The sequence below is a fragment of the Streptomyces geranii genome (assembly GCF_002954775.1).
Classification (GTDB): domain Bacteria; phylum Actinomycetota; class Actinomycetes; order Streptomycetales; family Streptomycetaceae; genus Streptomyces; species Streptomyces geranii.
On the sequence record NZ_PJME01000005.1, the window covers coordinates 396074 to 412449 of the forward strand.

The window sequence follows — 16376 nt, forward strand, 5'->3', positions numbered from 1 at the left end:
GCCCGTTCACCCGAATGGGCTAGCGCACGGTCGGCCGGGTCAGTCCTCGAAGAGGCGGCCCGCCGAGTGGACGCCCGGCTGGTACTTGGGCAGCCGGGCGGTGATCTTCATTCCCGCGCCCAGGGCGGTCTCGATGACGAGCCCGTGGTCGTCGCCGTAGACCTGGCGGAGCCGGTCGTCGACGTTGGAGAGGCCGATGCCTCCTGACGGGCTGACCTCGCCCGAGAGGATACGGCGGAGGAGTACCGGGTCCATTCCGGCGCCGTCGTCCTCGATGACGACCAGGGCCTCGGCACCCGTGTCCTGCGCGGTGATGCTGATGTGGCTCTTGCCCGCGAACGCCGCCCTGCCCTCCAGGCCGTGCTTGACGGCGTTCTCCACGAGGGGCTGGAGGCAGAGGAAGGGCAGGGCGACCGGGAGCACCTCGGGGGCGATCTGGAGGGTCACGGAGAGCCGGTCGCCGAAGCGGGCGCGGACCAGGGCCAAGTAGTGGTCGATGGCATGGAGTTCCTCGGCGAGGGTGGTGAAGTCGCCGTGCCTGCGGAACGAGTAGCGGGTGAAGTCGGCGAATTCCAGGAGCAGTTCGCGGGCGCGTTCGGGGTCGGTGCGGACGAACGAGGCGATCACCGCGAGCGAGTTGAAGATGAAGTGCGGGGATATCTGGGCCCGAAGTGCCTTGATCTCGGCCTCGATCAGGCGGGTGCGGGACTGGTCGAGATCCGCCAACTCCAGTTGGACCGACACCCACCTCGCGACCTCCCCGGCGGCTCGGACCAGGACCGCCGACTCGCGGGGCGCGCAGGCCACCAGGGCGCCGTGGACGCGGTCGTCGACGGTCAGCGGGGCCACGACGGCCCAGCGCAGGGGGCAGTCGGGGGCGTCGCAGGTGAGACGGAAGGCTTCGCCCCGGCCGGTCTCCAGTGGGCCCGCGAGGCGTTCCAGGATCTCGGCTCGGTGGTGTGCGCCGACGCCGTCCCAGACGAGGACCGACTTCTGGTCGGTGAGGCAGAGGGCGTCCGTGCCCAGCAGCGTGCGCAGTCGGCGGGCCGAGCGGCGGGCGGTCTCCTCGGTGAGGCCTGCCCGGAGTGGAGGCGCGGCGAGGGACGCCGTGTGCAGGGTTTCGAAGGTGGCGTGCTCGACCGGGGTGCCGAGGCCGCCGAGGCGTTCGGGGCGGGCGGTGCGCCGGCCCAGCCAGAAGCCGGCGGCGAGCAGCGGGAGGATGGCCACGCAGAGCCCGGCCAGGAATCCGCTCATGTCCGCGTCACCTCCGTACGGGCCCCTCCGGTGAGACCGTGTCCGCCGTGCGCCCCGGACAGCTCCTCCGGCAGGTGGAAGCGGGCCAGGATGGCCGCCGTACCGGCCGGGACGCGGCCCGGGGTGGCCAGGGACACCAGGACCATGGTGAGGAATCCCAGCGGTACGGACCAGAGGGCGGGCCAGGCGAGCAGTGCGTGCAGGGCGCCGGTGCCGGGGAATCCGGCCATGGTCGCGGCGACGGCGAGGAGCGCCGCGCCGCCGCCCGCGAGCATCCCGGCGGCGGCGCCGGGCGGGGTGAGGCGGTGCCACCAGATGCCGAGGACGAGCAGCGGGCAGAAGGAGGACGCGGACACGGCGAAGGCGAGCCCGACGGCGTCCGCGACCGGGAGCCCGCCGACGATGGCGCTCGCGGCGAGCGGAACGGCCATCGACATGACGGTGCCGAGCCGGAAGTGCCGTACTCCGCGCGAGGGCAGGACGTCCTGGGTGAGGACGCCCGCGACGGCCATGGTGAGCCCCGACGCGGTGGACAGGAACGCGGCGAAGGCGCCCCCGGCCACCAGCGCGCCCAGCAGGTCGCCGCCGAGGCCGCCGATCATACGGTCGGGCAGCAGGAGGACGGAGGCGTCGGCGTCGGAGGTGAGGGCCAGTTCGGGGGCGTAGAGGCGGCCCAGGGCGCCGTAGACGGGCGGGAGGAAGTAGAAGAAGCCGATCAGGGCGAGGACGGTGACCGTGGTGCGGCGGGCGGCGACGCCGTGCGGGCTGGTGTAGAAGCGGACGACGACGTGCGGCAGGCCCATGGTGCCGAGGAAGGTGGCGAGGATCAGGCCGTACGTGGCGTACAGCGGGCGTTCCTCGCGGCCTTCGGCGAGGGAGGTCGACATGCCGCCGTTGGTGCCCCGGTCGGCCTGCGGGACGGCGGCGCCCTTGGCGAAGGTGAGGCGGGTGCCGGCGTCGATGTGGTGGGTGCCCGCGGGGAGGTGGAGGATCTGGTCCTTGTGCGGGCGGCCGTCGACCCGGCCGGTCACGGTGACCGTGAGGGGGGTCTTCAGCTTGAGGTCGAGGGCGTCCTGGACGCGGACCACGCGCTGTTCGCGGAAGGTGGCCGGTTCGTCGAAGGCGTGCCGTGGGGCGCCGTCGCCCTGCCAGGCGAGGACGAGGAAGAGGGCGGGGACGAGCAGCGCGGTGAGCTTCAGCCAGTACTGGAAGGCCTGCACGAAGGTGATGCTGCGCATGCCCCCGGCGGCGACGGTGGCGACCACGACGACGGCGACGATGACCCCGCCGGCCCAGTCGGGCGCGTCGGTCAGCACCGCCAACGTCAGTCCCGCGCCCTGGAGTTGGGGCAGGAGGTAGAGCCAGCCGACGCCGACGACGAAGGCCCCCGCGAGCCGTCGTACGGCCTGGGAGGCGAGGCGGGCCTCGGCGAAGTCGGGGAGGGTGTAGGCGCCGGAGCGGCGCAGCGGGGCGGCGACGAAGAGGAGCAGGAGGAGGTAGCCGGCGGTGTAGCCGACCGGGTACCAGAGCATGTCGGGGCCCTGGACGAGGACGAGTCCGGCGATGCCGAGGAAGGAGGCGGCGGAGAGGTATTCGCCGCTGATCGCGGCGGCGTTGAGGCGGGGGCCGACGGTGCGGGAGGCGACGTAGAAGTCGGAGGTGGTGCGGGAGATGCGCAGGCCGAACGCGCCGACGAAGACCGTCGCCACGACGACCAGGGCGACGGCCGGCACGGCGTAGTTCTCGTTCACAGACCCTGGTTCCCGTTCATCAGCGGTCCCGGTCCTCGACCAGTCGGACGAAGTCCCGCTCGTTGCGTTCCGCGCGCCGCACGTACCAGAGGGCGAGCAGCACGAGCGGGGCGTAGAGGCCGAAGCCGAGGATCAGCCACTCCAGATGGTGGGCGTCGGGCATCGCCGCGAAGAGCAGCGGGAGCGGGGCGATGAGCAGCGCGAGGACCGCGAACACGGCGAAGGCGGCGCGGAGTTGGGAGCGCATCAGGGAGCGGACGTAGGTGTGGCCGAGGGTGGTCTGTTCGTCGATCTCGGTGCGCGGCCGGTAGTAGCCGGAGGTGCGGCGGCCCCGGCGGGGCGGTCCGGTGACGACGACCCGGCGTTCGGAGGGGTCCTGGGGCATGGCTGGAAGGTGCCCCTCAGCTCGCGGGCCGACGCATCAGCAGGTCCCGCAGTTCGCGGGCGTGCCGTCGGCTGACCTGGAGTTCCTCGGCGCCGACCAGGACGCTCACGCTGCCCGCGTCCAGGCGGAGTTCGCCGATGTGGCGCAGGGCGACGAGATGGCGGCGGTGGATGCGGACGAAGCCGCGGGCGCGCCAGCGCTCCTCCAGGGTGGAGAGCGGGATGCGTACGAGGTGGCTGCCCCGGTCGGTGTGGAGGCGGGCGTAGTCGCCCTGGGCCTCGACGTGGGTGATGTCGTCGACGGCGACGAAGCGGGTCACGCCGCCGAGTTCGACGGGTATGTGGTCGGGGTCGGGTTCGTGCACGGGTATGGCCGCGGGGACGAGGGCCGGGGCGGGCGCGGCCTGGTCGCGGAGTTCGGCGGCGCGGCGGATGGCCTCGGCGAGGCGTTCCTTGCGTACGGGCTTGAGGACGTAGTCCACGGCCTTGAGGTCGAAGGCCTGGACGGCGAAGTCCTCGTGGGCGGTGACGAAGACGACGAGGGGCGGGCTGGCGAAGCCGGTGAGGAGGCGGGCCAGGTCGAGGCCGTCGAGGCCGGGCATGTGGATGTCGAGGAAGACGACGTCGACGGCCTCGGCGCCGCCGGGCCCGGACTGCAGGGCCCGGTTGATGCGGCGCAGGGCCTCGGTGGCGTCACCGGCGCCCTCGGCGGTGCCGATGCGTGGATCCGCGCGCAGCAGATAGAGCAGCTCCTCCAGCGAGGGGCGTTCGTCGTCGACGGCGAGGGCGCGCAGCATGAACGTGGAGTGTAGGTGGAATTCGTACGCGTGCACATGTGCCGGACGTGCAAGCCGTCAGTGGGGGCGGTGCCCGGCGGTCGCTGGATACAGTGCCCGGATGAACAGCAGGCCGGCGCCATTCGACGAGCTGGACCGGAAGATCATCACCGCCCTGATGGCGAACTCCCGTACGAGTTTCGCGGAGATCGGCGCGACGATCGGGCTGTCGTCCACGGCGGTGAAGCGGCGGGTGGACCGGCTGCGCGAGTCGGGGGTGATCACCGGGTTCACGGCGACGGTGGAGCCGTCGGCGCTGGGCTGGCGCACGGAGGCGTACGTGGAGGTGTACTGCGAGGGCGCGGCGCCGCCGAGGCGGCTCGCGGAGGTGGTGCGCAACCATCCGGAGATCACGGCGGCGATGACGGTGACGGGTGGCGCGGACGCGCTGCTGCATGTGCGGGCGACGGATGTGGGGCACTTCGAGAACGTCCTTGAGCGCATCCGCAGGGAGCCGTTCATCCGGAAGACGATCAGTTACATGGTGCTGTCCCACCTCCTCCCGGAAAGCCCGGAGGCGGGCGCTACCCACCCCGCGCCGAACAACACCTCGTGAGACGCAGCGGATCTGCGTCGATGCCGTCAAAGACGCAGGATTCCTGCGCGGACACGCAGTGGTTGTCGCTTGTCGCTCGTCGGGCCGAGTTCCTACCGTGGTGGTATCCCAACCCGACACCGCAGGAAGCGGAGGAACCCCTCTGTGCCCGACAGCCGTGTGCCGCGCCCCCGGCGCTTTCTCGTCTGTGAACCCAGACATTTCGCCGTGCAGTACGCGATCAACCCCTGGATGAACCCCGACACCAGGGTCGATGTGGATCTGGCCCAGGAGCAGTGGCGCTCGCTGATCAGCGCCTATCGCGCCCATGGCCACACCGTGGACACCGTGGAGCCGGTCGCCGGTCTGCCCGACATGGTGTTCGCGGCGAACTCGGCGGTCGTCGTCGACGGCCGGGTCTTCGGCTCCTCCTTCCACGCCCCGGAGCGGCGCCCCGAGTCGACCGCGTACGAGACGTGGTTCAAGGCGGCGGGCTTCGACGTGTACCGCCCCGAGTCGGTGTGCGAGGGCGAGGGCGACCTGGTCCCGGCCGGCCGCTGGATCCTGGCGGGCACGGGCTTCCGTACGAGCCGGGAGGCCCATCACGAGGTGCAGGAGTACTTCGGGATGCCGGTGATCGGCCTCAAGCTGACGGACCCGTACTTCTACCACCTGGACACGGCGCTGTTCGTCCTCGACGAGACCAACATCGCGTACTACCCGGAGGCGTTCTCGCCGGGCAGCCGTGAGGTGCTGGCGCGGCTGTACCCGCACGCGGTCGTGGCTTCCCGCGAGGACGCGATGACGTTCGGGCTGAACTCGGTCTCGGACGGCCGGCACGTCTTCATCGACCCGGGCGCCACCGACCTCGCCGCCGAGCTGACGCGCCACGGCTACCTTCCCGTCCCCGTCGACCTGTCGGAGTTCCGCAAGGCCGGCGGCGGCATCAAGTGCTGCACCCAGGAGATCCGCTCATGACCGCACTGACGAGCACTGGCGCCGACACCGGGACGCGTACCTCCGCGGAGCTGATCCGCGCCGAGGAGCCGGTCCTCGCGCACAACTACCACCCGCTGCCCGTGGTCGTGGCCCGCGCGGAGGGCGCCTGGGTCGAGGACGTCGAGGGCCACCGCTATCTGGACATGCTGGCGGGCTACTCGGCCCTCAACTTCGGCCACCGCCACCCGGCGCTGATCGAGGCGGCCCACCGCCAGCTGGACCGCCTCACACTGACCTCCCGTGCCTTCCACAACGACCGGCTCGCCCGGTTCGCCGAGTCGCTGGCCGAGCTGACCGGCCTGGACATGGTCCTGCCGATGAACACCGGCGCGGAGGCGGTCGAGAGCGCCATCAAGGTGGCCCGCAAGTGGGCCTACGAGGTCAAGGGCGTCCCCGACGGCCGGGCGACGATCGTGGTGGCCGCGGACAACTTCCACGGCCGTACGACGACGATCGTCAGCTTCTCCACGGACGAGACGGCCCGGGCGGGCTTCGGCCCCTTCACGCCGGGCTTCCGGATCGTGCCGTACAACGACCTGGCGGCCCTGGAGGAGGCGATCGACGAGACGACGGCGGCGGTCCTCCTGGAGCCCATCCAGGGCGAGGCGGGCGTCCTGATCCCGGACGAGGGCTATCTGACCGGCGTACGCGAGCTGACGCGCCGCAAGGGCTGTCTGTTCGTCGCCGACGAGATCCAGTCGGGGCTGGGCCGCACCGGTCGTACACTCGCGGTGGACCACGAGGACGTCGTCCCGGACATGGTGCTGCTGGGCAAGGCGCTGGGCGGCGGCATCGTGCCGGTGTCGGCGGTGGTCGCGCGCCGGGACGTCCTCGGGGTGCTGCGCCCCGGCGAGCACGGTTCGACGTTCGGCGGCAACCCGCTCGCGGCGGCGGTCGGGCAGGCCGTGGTCGAGCTGCTGGAGACCGGTGAGTTCCAGCGCCGGGCGACCGAGCTGGGCGTGGTCCTGCGCGACGGGCTGACCGGGCTGGTCGGCAAGGGCGTGGTCGGCTTCCGCTCGCGCGGGCTGTGGGCGGGCGTCGATGTCGACCCGGCCATCGGGACCGGGCGGGAGATCAGCGAGCGGCTGATGCGCGAGGGCATCCTGGTCAAGGACACCCACGGCTCGACCATTCGGCTGGCCCCTCCGCTGACGGTCACGGAGGAGGAGCTGAGGTCGGCGGTCGGGACCCTGGAGAGGGTCCTCGGGCAGGGCTGAGCACCTCGCGCGCGGGCGTTTCGGGTCCATGGGGTTCGCCCTGTGGACCCGGCGGGTCCGGGCGGTGCGGGTGAAGACCGGCCGCAGAGGTGGTAGACCACTCTCAGCGACAGAGAGGTCGGCCGTGGGCACATACGAGGAGCAGCGCGTCGCCCGGCAGCGGTTCGACGTGGCGGACGCCGCGCCCGTACTGCTGGACGCCCAGGGCGTGGTGACGAGCTGGACCCGGGACGCCCAGCGGCTGCTGGCGTACGCCCCCTCGGAGGCCGTGGGCACCCGGGTGGCCGGGCTGCTGTCCGCCGAGGACGCGGCCCGGGTGCCGGAGCTGGGCGAGCGGTGCCGCAGGGACGGCGGCTGGGCGGGGCTGCTGACGGCCCGGCGCAAGGACGGGCTGCCCGTGCGGGTCATGGTCCGGGTCACCTCGGCGCTGGAGGCCGAGGGTCCCGTGCAGTGGCTGGTGCTGCTGTCGGAGATGGCCGAGGCGCCCGGCTGGGACATGAGCCGTACGGTCCTCGAACAGATGGTCGCGCGCTCGGCGGTCGGCATAGCGATCGTCGACACGGGCCTGCGTTTCGTCTGGTCGAACGCCGCCCTGGAGCAGTTCGGCGGCGGACCCGCCAGGCAGCGGCTGGGGCTCAGGCTGGCGGACGTGCAGCCGGGGCTCGACTCCGAGGCGATCGAGGCGCAGATGCGCCAAGTGCTGGAGACCGGGCGGCCGGTGGTCGGGTACGAGCACGTGGGGCAGCTGCGCTCCACGCCCCACCGGGAGACGGCGCACATGCTGTCGTTCACCCGTCTGGAGGACGACCGGGGTCATCCGATGGGCGTCTACTACACCGTCGTCGACGTGACCGAGCGGCACCGGGCCCGGCAGCGGCTCGCGCTGCTCGACCGGGCGGGCGAGCAGATCGGCCGCAGCCTGGACATCGTGCGCACGGCGCAGGAACTCGCCGACGTGGTCGTGCCGGCCTTCGCCGACTCGGTCGCCGTGGACCTGCTGGAGCCGGTGCTGCGGGGCGCCGAGCTGCCCGCCGGGCCGCTGAGCAGCACGGACCGGGTGCTGCTGCGCCGGGCCGGTCACCAGACGGTGCGCGACGACGTCCCGGAGACCCTCGTCCGCATCGGCGACGTGGCCGACTACCGGGCCGGATCGCCCCCGGTCCTCGTCCTCACCACCGGCCGGCCCTGGCGCGAGCAGCGCCTCGACCCGCTCGCCGACGAGTGGGCCACCGGCGACCCCGGCGGCCGGGCGGCCACCTTCGAGGAGCTGGGGCTGCACAGCGTGATGATCGTGCCCGTCCGCGCGCGGGGCGTCACCCTGGGCATCACCACCTTCTTCCGGCGCCACCGCCAGGAGCCCTTCGACGAGGACGACCTGAGCCTGGCCGAGGACCTCGTCTCGCGCGCCGCCGTCTGCGTCGACAACGCCCGCCGCTACACCCGCGAGCGCAACGCCGCCCTGGTCCTGCAGCGCAGCCTCCTCCCGCACCGGCTGCCCGAGCAGGACGCCGTGGAGGTGGCCGCCGAGTACCGGCCCGCCGACGAGCTGACCGGCCTCGGCGGCGACTGGTACGACCTGGTCCCGCTGTCCGGTGCGCGGGTCGCCCTGGTCGTGGGCGAGGTGCCCGGGCACGGCATCGACGCGGCGGCGGCCATGGGGCGGCTGCGGACCGCCGTACGGACCCTGGCGGCCCTGGAGCTGCCGCCCGAGGAGGTGCTGGCCCGGCTGGACGACCTGGTGGCGACGGGGGCCCGCGAGGAGGGCGTCGGGGCGGACGCGGGGGCGGCCGACAGCACGCAGACCGTGGGCTCGGGATGTCTGTACGTCGTCTACGACCCGGTGGACGGGCAGTGCACCATGGCCGCCGCGGGCCATCCCGCGCCCGCCGTCGTGCTGCCCGACGGCACGGTCACCTTCGTCGACCTCCCCCAGGGCTCGCCGCTGGGCGCCGGCGGAATGCCCTTCCAGTCGGTCGAGCTGGCCCTCGCGGAGGGCAGCACACTCGCGCTGCACACCGACGGTCTGCTCGCCCAGGACAAGCACGACGCCCACGACGACGGGGCCCGGGAGCGGCTGCGCCGGGCGCTGGAGCGGCCTGAGCCCTCGCTCGGCGTCCGCTGCCGGGCCGTGGTCGACGCCCTGGTGCCCGCGCGCCCGAACGACGACGTGGCCCTGCTGCTGGCCCGCACCCGGCTGCTCGGCGCCGACCAGGTCGCGGACTGGGACCTGCCCGCCGACCCGGCGGTCGTCGCCGACGCCCGCAAGGAGGCCACCCGCCAGCTCACCGAGTGGCAGCTGGAGGACCTGGCCTTCACCACGGAGCTGGTCGTCAGCGAGCTGGTCACCAACGCCATCCGGCACGCCACCACCCCGATCCGGCTGCGCCTGATCAGGGACCGCGCGCTGATCTGCGAGGTCTTCGACGGCGGCGCCACCGCACCGCATCTGCGCCATCCGCGCACCACCGACGAGGGCGGGCGCGGACTGCTCCTGGTCTCCCAGTTCACCCAGAGGTGGGGCACCCGGTTCGTCCCCGAGGGGAAGATCATCTGGGCCGAGCAGTCGCTCACCGGGCCGCCGGAGTGACGTACGGGCCGGTGCATACCGGACGTGGCGTGGGAAACTGATGTGGTTCCGGTGATGAGGCGGGAACCATGAACGACACGACGACGACCGACTACGCGGCGGTGTTCCAGGCCCTGCCCGGCATGGTCGCACTCCTGACGCCCGAACTGGTGTACACGGACGCCAACGAGGAGTTCCTGCGGCTGACCGGGCGGGGGCGCGAGGATCTGGTCGGCCGCCGGCTGTTCGACGTCTTCCCCGACAACCCGAACGACCCCACCGCGACCGGCATGCGCAATCTGGAGGCCTCGCTGCGCCGCGTCCTGGCCACCGGCGAACGCGACACGATGGCCCTGCAGCGGTACGACGTGGAACTCCCCGACCGGCCCGGCGAGTGGGAGGAGCGCTACTGGAGCCCGGTCAACGCCCCGGTGCTCGGCCCGGACGGCAAGGTGGTGCTGCTGGTGCACCGGGTCGAGGAGGTCACCGAGCTGATCCGGGCCCGGGGCGGGCGGCACAGCGGGCACGGGGACAGCAGGGCCCGGGTGCTGGAGGCCGAACTGTACACACGCGCACGGGAGTTGCAGGACCTCAACGACCGGCTGCGCAGCGCGCACGCCAGGGAGCGCGAGGTCGCCCTCGCCCTCCAGGAGGCGATGCTCCCGGCCCGCCGCCAGGTGAAGGACCACCGGGCCGCCGTGCGCTACCGGCCCGCGGTGGGCGCGCTGAACGTCTGCGGCGACTGGTACGACCTCGTCGACCTGGTCGGCGGCAACCGCATCGCGGTGTCCGTGGGCGACGTGGTCGGCCACGGACTGGCGGCGGCCGGTGTCATGGGCCAGCTGCGCAGCGCCCTCAGCGCCGCCTCCCGGGTCGCCGAGGGCCCGGCCCAGGCCCTGGACATCCTTGGCCGGTACGCCCATGTGGTCGACGGCGCCGAATCGGCCACCGCCGTCACGACGTTCATCGACTTCGACCGGCGCACCATCACCTACAGCAGCGCGGGGCACCCACCGCCCGTACTGGTCCACCCGGACGGCCGCGTCGAGTTCCTGGACCGGGCCACCGACCCGCCGCTCGACGCCCGCCCCGACCCGGTCCCCCGTCCGCAGGCCGACGCCGCCTTCACCGACGGCGCCACCCTCGTCCTGTACACCGACGGCCTGGTCGAACGGCGCCACGAGGACATCGACATCGGCCTCACCCGCCTCGCCGACGCCCTCGGCAGGCACCGGGCGGCGGACCCCGGCCGACTCGCCGATGCGGTCCTGCTCGAACTGCTGCCGCCGGGTGGTGCAACCGACGACACCGCCTTGATCGTCGTACGGCTGTGAGGGTGACCCGGAGGGCGGCGGCGCGATTTTGCCCGGTTCCGGCGGGCTCAACCTGCACATACACTGGCGATCCCGATGCGAGCCCTGCTGACCTGCTAGAACGCGGCGGTTGAGCCGATCCCGACGGCGTGAGGAGCGACCCCCTTGTTCTACTACGTGCTCAAATATGTGCTTCTCGGTCCGTTGCTGCGAGTGGTGTTCCGGCCGCGGATCGAGGGACTCGAACACGTACCGGCGTCGGGCGCCGCCATCGTGGCGGGCAACCACCTGTCCTTCTCGGACCACTTCCTGATGCCCGCGGTCCTCAAACGGCGCATCACCTTCCTCGCGAAGGCCGAGTACTTCACGGGCCCCGGCATCAAGGGGCGGCTGACCGCCTCCTTCTTCCGCAGCGCAGGACAGATCCCGGTGGACCGCTCCGGCAAGGAGGCCGGACAGGCGGCGATCCGCGAGGGCCTCGGAGTGCTGAGCAAGGACGAACTGCTCGGCATCTACCCGGAGGGCACCCGTTCGCACGACGGGCGGCTCTACAAGGGCAAGGTGGGCGTCGCCGTCATGGCCTTGCGGGCAAAGGTGCCCGTCATTCCGTGCGCGATGATCGGCACCTTCGAGGCACAGCCGCCCGGCAAGGTGATCCCGAACCTCCACCCCGTGGTGATCCGCTTCGGCAAGCCGCTCGACTTCTCCCGCTACGAGGGGATGGAGGACGAGAAGGCGGTGCTGCGGGCCATCACCGACGAGATCATGTACGCCATCCTCACGCTCTCCGAGCAGGAGTACGTCGACCAGTACGCGGCCGTCGCCAAGAAGGAGGAGGCCGAGCGGAAGGCCGCCGAGAAGAAGGCGGAGAAGGAGCAGCGGGGCCGCAAGTTCCCGCGCATGCCGCTGAGTTGAGCCCCTCGGCACCCTCTCCCGAGGCCGCGCGCTCTGCTGGTGGCTAATCCGGGCCGCTCCCGTCGCGAACAGCGGCTACGGTCGCCGCATGAGACGAGCTGTGGTGATCGGAGCGGCGGGACAGATCGGGCGCGTGGCCGTGGGGGCGCTCGCCCGGGACGGCTGGGAGGTGACCGCCGTCTCGCGGGGCGGCGGACGGGACGGGAGCTGGCCGGCGGAGGTGCGGGTCGCCGCCGCCGACCGGGCCGACGACGCGGCGCTGGCGGCGGTCGTGGGCGACGGCTGCGACGTCCTCGTGGACATGGTGGCCTACGGGCCCGAGCAGGCACGGCAGTTGACCGCTCTGGCCGGCCGGGTCGGGTCGGCGGTGGTGATCTCCAGTCTGTCCGTGTACGAGGACGACAAGGGCCGGAACTTCGACACGCAGGAGGAGCCCGACGGCTTCCCCGTGTTCCCCGTGCCCATCACGGAGGAGCAGCGCACGGTCCGCCCGGGCGAGGCCTCGTACAGCACCCGCAAGGCGGGCCTCGAACACGAACTCCTCGCGGCGGCCGACGAGTTGCCGGCCACGCTGCTGCGGGCGGGCGCGATCCACGGGCCGTACTGCCGCAGCCCGCGCGAGCTGTACTTCGTGAAGCGCAACCTGGACGGCCGCCGCCGGCGCGTCCTCTCCTACGGCGGCGCGAGCCGGTTCCATCCGGCGGGGGTCCACAACATCGCCGAGCTGATCCGGCTGGCCGCCGCGCGTCCGGGTGCCCGGGTACTCAACGCCGTCGATCCCGAGGCGCCGACGGTGGCCGAGATCGCCGGGGCCGTCGACGCCGTGATGGGGGTCGAGGTGGAGAACGTCCTGGTGGACGGCCCGCCCCCGGCGCCCACCGTGGGCGACACCCCGTGGTCGGTTCCGGTGCCGGTGGTGTGCGACATGTCGGCGGCGGAACGGGAGTTGGGCTACCGGCCCGTCGCCGGATACGCGCAGAGCCTGCCGGAGACGGTCGCCTGGATCGAGGGCCGACTGGCCGGACGGGACTGGCGGGAGGCTTACCCGAGGATGTACGAGACGTACGGCGACCTCTTCGACTACACGGCGGAGGACGCCTGGTCGAAGTGACAGGCGAGGTCCGACGCAACGGGAAGGGGCGGCCGGAGGTGTCTCCGGCCGCCCCTCACCTCGTACGAGGACCGGCTCTTACGGCTGCTGCCGCTACGGCTTCGGGGTGGCGTGGGCGGCGCAGGTCACGTCCGCCTTGTCCACCTTGCCGGTGAGCAGGTAGGCCTCCACCCGCTCGTTGATGCACGGGTTGACCAGTCCGGTCACGCCGTGGGAGCCCGCGTCCTTCTCGGTGATCAGGCGGGAGCCCTTGAAGCGCTTGTGCAGTTCGACACCGCCCGCGTACGGGGTGGCGGCGTCCCGCGTCGCCTGGACGATCAGCACCGGCGGCAGGCCCTTGCCGGACTTCACGTTCACCGGGGTCTGCTGCTTGACCGGCCAGGTCGCGCACGGCAGGTTCATCCAGGCGTTGGCCCAGGTGAGGAACGGGTAGTCCTTGTGCAGCCGGGTGTTGTCGCGGTCCCACTTCTTCCAGCTGGTGGGCCACTTGGCGTCGGTGCACTCGACGGCCGTGTAGACGGCGTTGCCGTTCTCGGAGGCCGCGTTGCCCGCGGTGTCCGTGAGGTCGGGGGCCGCCGCGTCGACGAGCGCCTGGGTGTCGCCCGCGAAGTACTTGCTGAACACGGTGGCGACCGGGATCCACGACGAGTCGTAGTACGGGGCGCCCTGGAAGAAGCCGATCAGTTCGGCAGGTCCGACGAGCCCGCCGATCGGGTTCTTCTTCGCGGTGGCCCGCAACTCCAGCCACTTCGCCTGTACTTGGGCGCGTGTGGTGCCCAGGTGGAAGACGGCGTCGTTCTTGGCGACCCAGTCCTGCCAGTCGTTCCAGCGCATCTCGAAGGCGACGTCCTGGTCGAGGTTGGCCTCGTACCAGATCTTCTCCCGCGAGGGGTTGACCACGCTGTCGGCGATCATGCGGCGGACGTGGTTCGGGTACAGCGTGCCGTAGACGGCCGCGATGTACGTCCCGTACGAGACACCGAGGAAGTTGAGCTTCTTCTCCCCCAGCGCGGCCCGGATGACGTCCAGGTCGCGCACGGTGTTCGGGGTGGTCATGTGCGGCAGCATCTCGCCGCTGCGCTCGTAGCAGCCCTCGGCGTACTCACGGGCCGACTTGCGCTGGGCGCGCTTGTCCGCCTCCGAGTCCGGTACCGGGTCCGGCTTGGGTGCCTTCACGAACTCCTGCGGGTCGGCACAGGAGATGGGCGCCGAGTGGCCGACTCCGCGCGGGTCGAAGCCCACGAAGTCGTACGCCTTCGAGACGTTGACCCACAGCGGGTTCTTGGTCGTGACCCGGCGCGGGAAGCGCAGCCCGGACCCGCCGGGACCGCCGGGGTTGTAGACGAGCGCACCCTGCCGCTCGCTCTTCGTCCCGGTGTTGCCGATGCGGTCGACGGCGAGCTTGATCTGCTTGCCGTACGGCTTCGCGTAGTCGAGCGGCACCGTGACCCAACCGCACTGGATCGGCTTCTCCAGCCCCCAGTCGGCCGGACAGTCCTGCCAGTCGATACCGGCCTTGGCGGCCTTCGCGGCGGCGACGGCCGCACCGCGCGTCTCACGGTCCTGGCCGTGGCGGGCGTCCGCACTGGCCGCGGGCGCGCTGACGGCGCCCGCTATCAGGGTCGCCGTGATGAGCGCTCCGGCGGACCCGAGCGCGGCGGCTCGCTTCGTCGGTCTCGTGGCTCTCAAGTGGGCCCTCCCCGTACGTAGTTGCTTTCGGTCGTGACGGGGACCGATCCTCTCGGCTGTGCGGGACCTGTGAACAGGGGCGGACGGGGTTCTTTGCCAATCCGATAAACGGTGAGGGGTGTTCCGCTCAGCGGAGGGTGGGGGCAGCGGGTCAGTCCAGTGCCGTTAGCGCCGTCAGTGCCTCGTCCAGCACCCGGCGCAGGCGCAGTGCGTCGGGGGCGAGTGCGGTCACCAGGGCCGCCGGGCCCGCGAGCGGCATGAGCGCGGCCTCCTCCCCCAGCATCCGGGGCTCGACCGGCGCGGTCACGAACTCCGGTCGTACGACGACGAGTTGCCCCAGGGCGCGATGTCCCGCCAGTACGGCGGGCCCGTCCCAGCCGCCCGGGGCGCCGGGGCCGCAGGACAGCTCCTGGTCCAGGACGACGCGTCCGCCGACCCGCACCGTGAGACGGCTGCCGAGGCGTCCGGGTTCCTCGCCGGAACGCCCGAGCACCTGCTCCTCGCGGAACACGAGCCGGGCGCCGGGGGCGAGGTCGACGCGGGTGCCGACGTACAGCTCGCTGCCCTTCGCGCAGATCAACTGCTCGGGCAGCCAGTGCAGTTCGCCTCCGTCGGCGACGGAGAGGCGTACGTCGTAGCGGGCCTCGCCCTTCGCCTGTCCCGGCAGGGCGATGGTGGCAGCGGCGGACGCGAGGTGCAGTCGGGCGCCTTCCCCGACCTCCGCCTCGACGGTGAAGCGGTCGCCGCCGAGGGGGCCGCTCATGGCGCCGACCAGCATGACGCGGGCCTCGTCGCCGTGCGCACGGATCCGGCGCAGGGCGAGCGGGCCGTCGCCTTCGAGCACCGGCAGGGCGGTACCGCCTCGTCCGTCCGCCCGGGCGGCGATGCGTGCGGTGGCGCGTACGCCGGCGGTCGTCATGCCGTCCACGTCGCGAGCTGTGCGCGCACCCAGAGGGCGACGTCCGCGACGCCGGTCCCGCCGCGCAGCGACTGGAAGACGACGGGCATCTCGCCGCGGGCCGCCTTGGCGTCGGCTGCCATCCGGCCGAGGTCGGAGCCGACGTACGGGGCGAGGTCGGTCTTGTTGACGACGAGCAGGTCGGCGGTGGTGACGCCGGGGCCGCCCTTGCGGGGGATGTCGTCGCCGCCGGCCACGTCGATGACGAAGATCTGCGCGTCGACCAGGCCCTTGGAGAAGGTGGCGGTGAGGTTGTCGCCGCCGGACTCGACGAGGATGAGGTCGAGGGGGCCGACCTCGTCCTCCAGGTCCTCGACGGCTTCGAGGTTGGCGGAGATGTCGTCGCGGATGGCGGTGTGGGGGCAGGCGCCGGTCTCGACTGCGGTGATCCGCTCGGGCGGCAGCACGGCTTCCCTGAGCAGGAACTCGGCGTCCTCGCGGGTGTAGATGTCGTTCGTGACGACGGCGAGGGACAGCTCTTCGCGGAGGGCTCGGCAGAGGGCTGCGACGGTGGCGGTCTTGCCGGAGCCGACGGGGCCGCCGAGGCCGATGCGCAGGGCACGGCGGGTGCCGTCGGGGCGGTGCGCGTCGGCGCTCACGGCTGTGCCGGGGTGGGGGTGGGAGTGGTCGAGGTGCATGGGGTGGGGCTCCTTGGGGGTCTGGTGTGTGGTGGTGGTGTTGTGGTGTGGTGCGTTCGGGGGCGCCGGGACTTTTTTCGCCCCCGCCGCCCCTACCCGTTCCCATCCCTGGGGGCTGCGCCCCCAGACCCCCCTTCGTCCTCAAACGCCGGACGGGCTGAAAAACCAAGCGCCGGCCGGCACTACCAGCCCGTCCGGCGTTTGAGGACG

The 16376-nt window shown here is 72.3% G+C and carries 14 protein-coding genes; 7 read left to right on the forward strand and 7 right to left on the reverse strand.

Annotated elements, in window-relative coordinates; genetic code table 11:
* Positions 1-39 precede the first annotated feature (39 nt).
* The 4 genes from CW359_RS10620 to CW359_RS10635 are packed head-to-tail and all read right to left on the reverse strand — an operon-like array spanning position 40 to position 4186.
* The gene (locus CW359_RS10620) at positions 40-1254 is read right to left on the reverse strand and encodes a sensor histidine kinase (RefSeq protein ID WP_105969566.1); all 1215 of its coding nucleotides are present in this window, start codon (positions 1252-1254) and stop codon (positions 40-42) included.
* Positions 1251-3005, reverse strand: coding sequence for a sodium/solute symporter (locus CW359_RS10625; protein WP_105969567.1), 1755 nt, complete (start codon positions 3003-3005; stop codon positions 1251-1253). The genes CW359_RS10620 and CW359_RS10625 overlap by 4 nt, the downstream gene beginning before the upstream one ends.
* Positions 3006-3024: 19 nt before the next feature.
* Positions 3025-3390, reverse strand: a complete 366-nt coding sequence (locus tag CW359_RS10630) for a hypothetical protein (RefSeq protein ID WP_105969568.1) — start codon at positions 3388-3390, stop codon at positions 3025-3027.
* Positions 3391-3406: 16 nt separating this feature from the next.
* Positions 3407-4186 carry a LytR/AlgR family response regulator transcription factor gene (locus CW359_RS10635; protein ID WP_105969569.1) on the reverse strand — a complete coding sequence of 260 codons (780 nt, stop codon included), beginning with the start codon at positions 4184-4186 and terminating at the stop codon, positions 3407-3409.
* 100 nt (positions 4187-4286) lie between these two features.
* On the opposite strand from CW359_RS10635, the gene CW359_RS10640 reads away from it, so the two are divergent.
* From CW359_RS10640 to CW359_RS10670, 7 genes are all read left to right on the forward strand, one after another.
* The gene (locus CW359_RS10640) at positions 4287-4781 is read left to right on the forward strand and encodes an Lrp/AsnC family transcriptional regulator (protein ID WP_105969570.1); all 495 of its coding nucleotides are present in this window, start codon (positions 4287-4289) and stop codon (positions 4779-4781) included.
* A 144-nt stretch (positions 4782-4925) separates the two neighbouring features.
* Positions 4926-5738 (forward strand): dimethylargininase, encoded by an 813-nt coding sequence (gene ddaH, locus CW359_RS10645; RefSeq protein WP_105969571.1) that lies wholly within the window; start codon positions 4926-4928, stop codon positions 5736-5738.
* On the forward strand, positions 5735-6976 hold the full coding sequence (rocD, locus tag CW359_RS10650) for an ornithine--oxo-acid transaminase (protein ID WP_105969572.1): 1242 nt from the start codon (positions 5735-5737) through the stop codon (positions 6974-6976). The genes ddaH and rocD overlap by 4 nt, the downstream gene beginning before the upstream one ends.
* A 124-nt stretch (positions 6977-7100) precedes the next feature.
* On the forward strand, positions 7101-9563 hold the full coding sequence (locus CW359_RS10655; protein ID WP_105969573.1) for a SpoIIE family protein phosphatase: 2463 nt from the start codon (positions 7101-7103) through the stop codon (positions 9561-9563).
* A 68-nt stretch (positions 9564-9631) separates the two neighbouring features.
* Entirely contained in the window at positions 9632-10876 is a 1245-nt protein-coding gene (locus tag CW359_RS10660) for a PP2C family protein-serine/threonine phosphatase (RefSeq protein ID WP_105969574.1), read from the forward strand.
* 144 nt (positions 10877-11020) lie between these two features.
* Positions 11021-11770, forward strand: coding sequence for a lysophospholipid acyltransferase family protein (locus tag CW359_RS10665; RefSeq protein ID WP_105969575.1), 750 nt, complete (start codon positions 11021-11023; stop codon positions 11768-11770).
* Between the two features lie 100 nt (positions 11771-11870).
* Positions 11871-12881: an NAD-dependent epimerase/dehydratase family protein gene (locus CW359_RS10670; protein WP_198655175.1), complete on the forward strand. Its 1011-nt coding sequence runs from the start codon at positions 11871-11873 to the stop codon at positions 12879-12881.
* A gap of 93 nt (positions 12882-12974) precedes the next feature.
* Here the strand turns inward: CW359_RS10670 and CW359_RS10675 are convergent, their stop codons facing one another.
* From CW359_RS10675 to ureG, 3 genes are all read right to left on the reverse strand, one after another.
* A complete protein-coding gene (locus CW359_RS10675) occupies positions 12975-14570 on the reverse strand; it encodes an alpha/beta hydrolase (protein ID WP_105969577.1) in 1596 nt (531 codons plus the stop codon).
* A 151-nt stretch (positions 14571-14721) separates the two neighbouring features.
* On the reverse strand, positions 14722-15489 hold the full coding sequence (locus tag CW359_RS10680; RefSeq protein WP_105969618.1) for an urease accessory protein UreD: 768 nt from the start codon (positions 15487-15489) through the stop codon (positions 14722-14724).
* Entirely contained in the window at positions 15486-16166 is a 681-nt protein-coding gene (gene ureG, locus CW359_RS10685; RefSeq protein ID WP_105969578.1) for an urease accessory protein UreG, read from the reverse strand. Before ureG ends, CW359_RS10680 begins: the two co-directional genes overlap by 4 nt.
* Positions 16167-16376 lie beyond the last annotated feature (210 nt).

What these genes read in the sequence shown, in the direction of transcription:
- ureG (WP_105969578.1), bottom strand. Translation starts at nt 16,166, where the DNA reads ATGCACCTCGACCACTCCCACCCCCACCCCGGCACAGCCGTGAGCGCC.
- CW359_RS10630 (WP_105969568.1), bottom strand. Translation starts at nt 3,390, where the DNA reads ATGCCCCAGGACCCCTCCGAACGCCGGGTCGTCGTCACCGGACCGCCC.
- CW359_RS10660 (WP_105969574.1), top strand. Translation starts at nt 9,632, where the DNA reads ATGAACGACACGACGACGACCGACTACGCGGCGGTGTTCCAGGCCCTG.
- CW359_RS10680 (WP_105969618.1), bottom strand. Translation starts at nt 15,489, where the DNA reads ATGACGACCGCCGGCGTACGCGCCACCGCACGCATCGCCGCCCGGGCG.
- CW359_RS10640 (WP_105969570.1), top strand. Translation starts at nt 4,287, where the DNA reads ATGAACAGCAGGCCGGCGCCATTCGACGAGCTGGACCGGAAGATCATC.
- CW359_RS10635 (WP_105969569.1), bottom strand. Translation starts at nt 4,186, where the DNA reads ATGCTGCGCGCCCTCGCCGTCGACGACGAACGCCCCTCGCTGGAGGAG.
- rocD (WP_105969572.1), top strand. Translation starts at nt 5,735, where the DNA reads ATGACCGCACTGACGAGCACTGGCGCCGACACCGGGACGCGTACCTCC.
- CW359_RS10620 (WP_105969566.1), bottom strand. Translation starts at nt 1,254, where the DNA reads ATGAGCGGATTCCTGGCCGGGCTCTGCGTGGCCATCCTCCCGCTGCTC.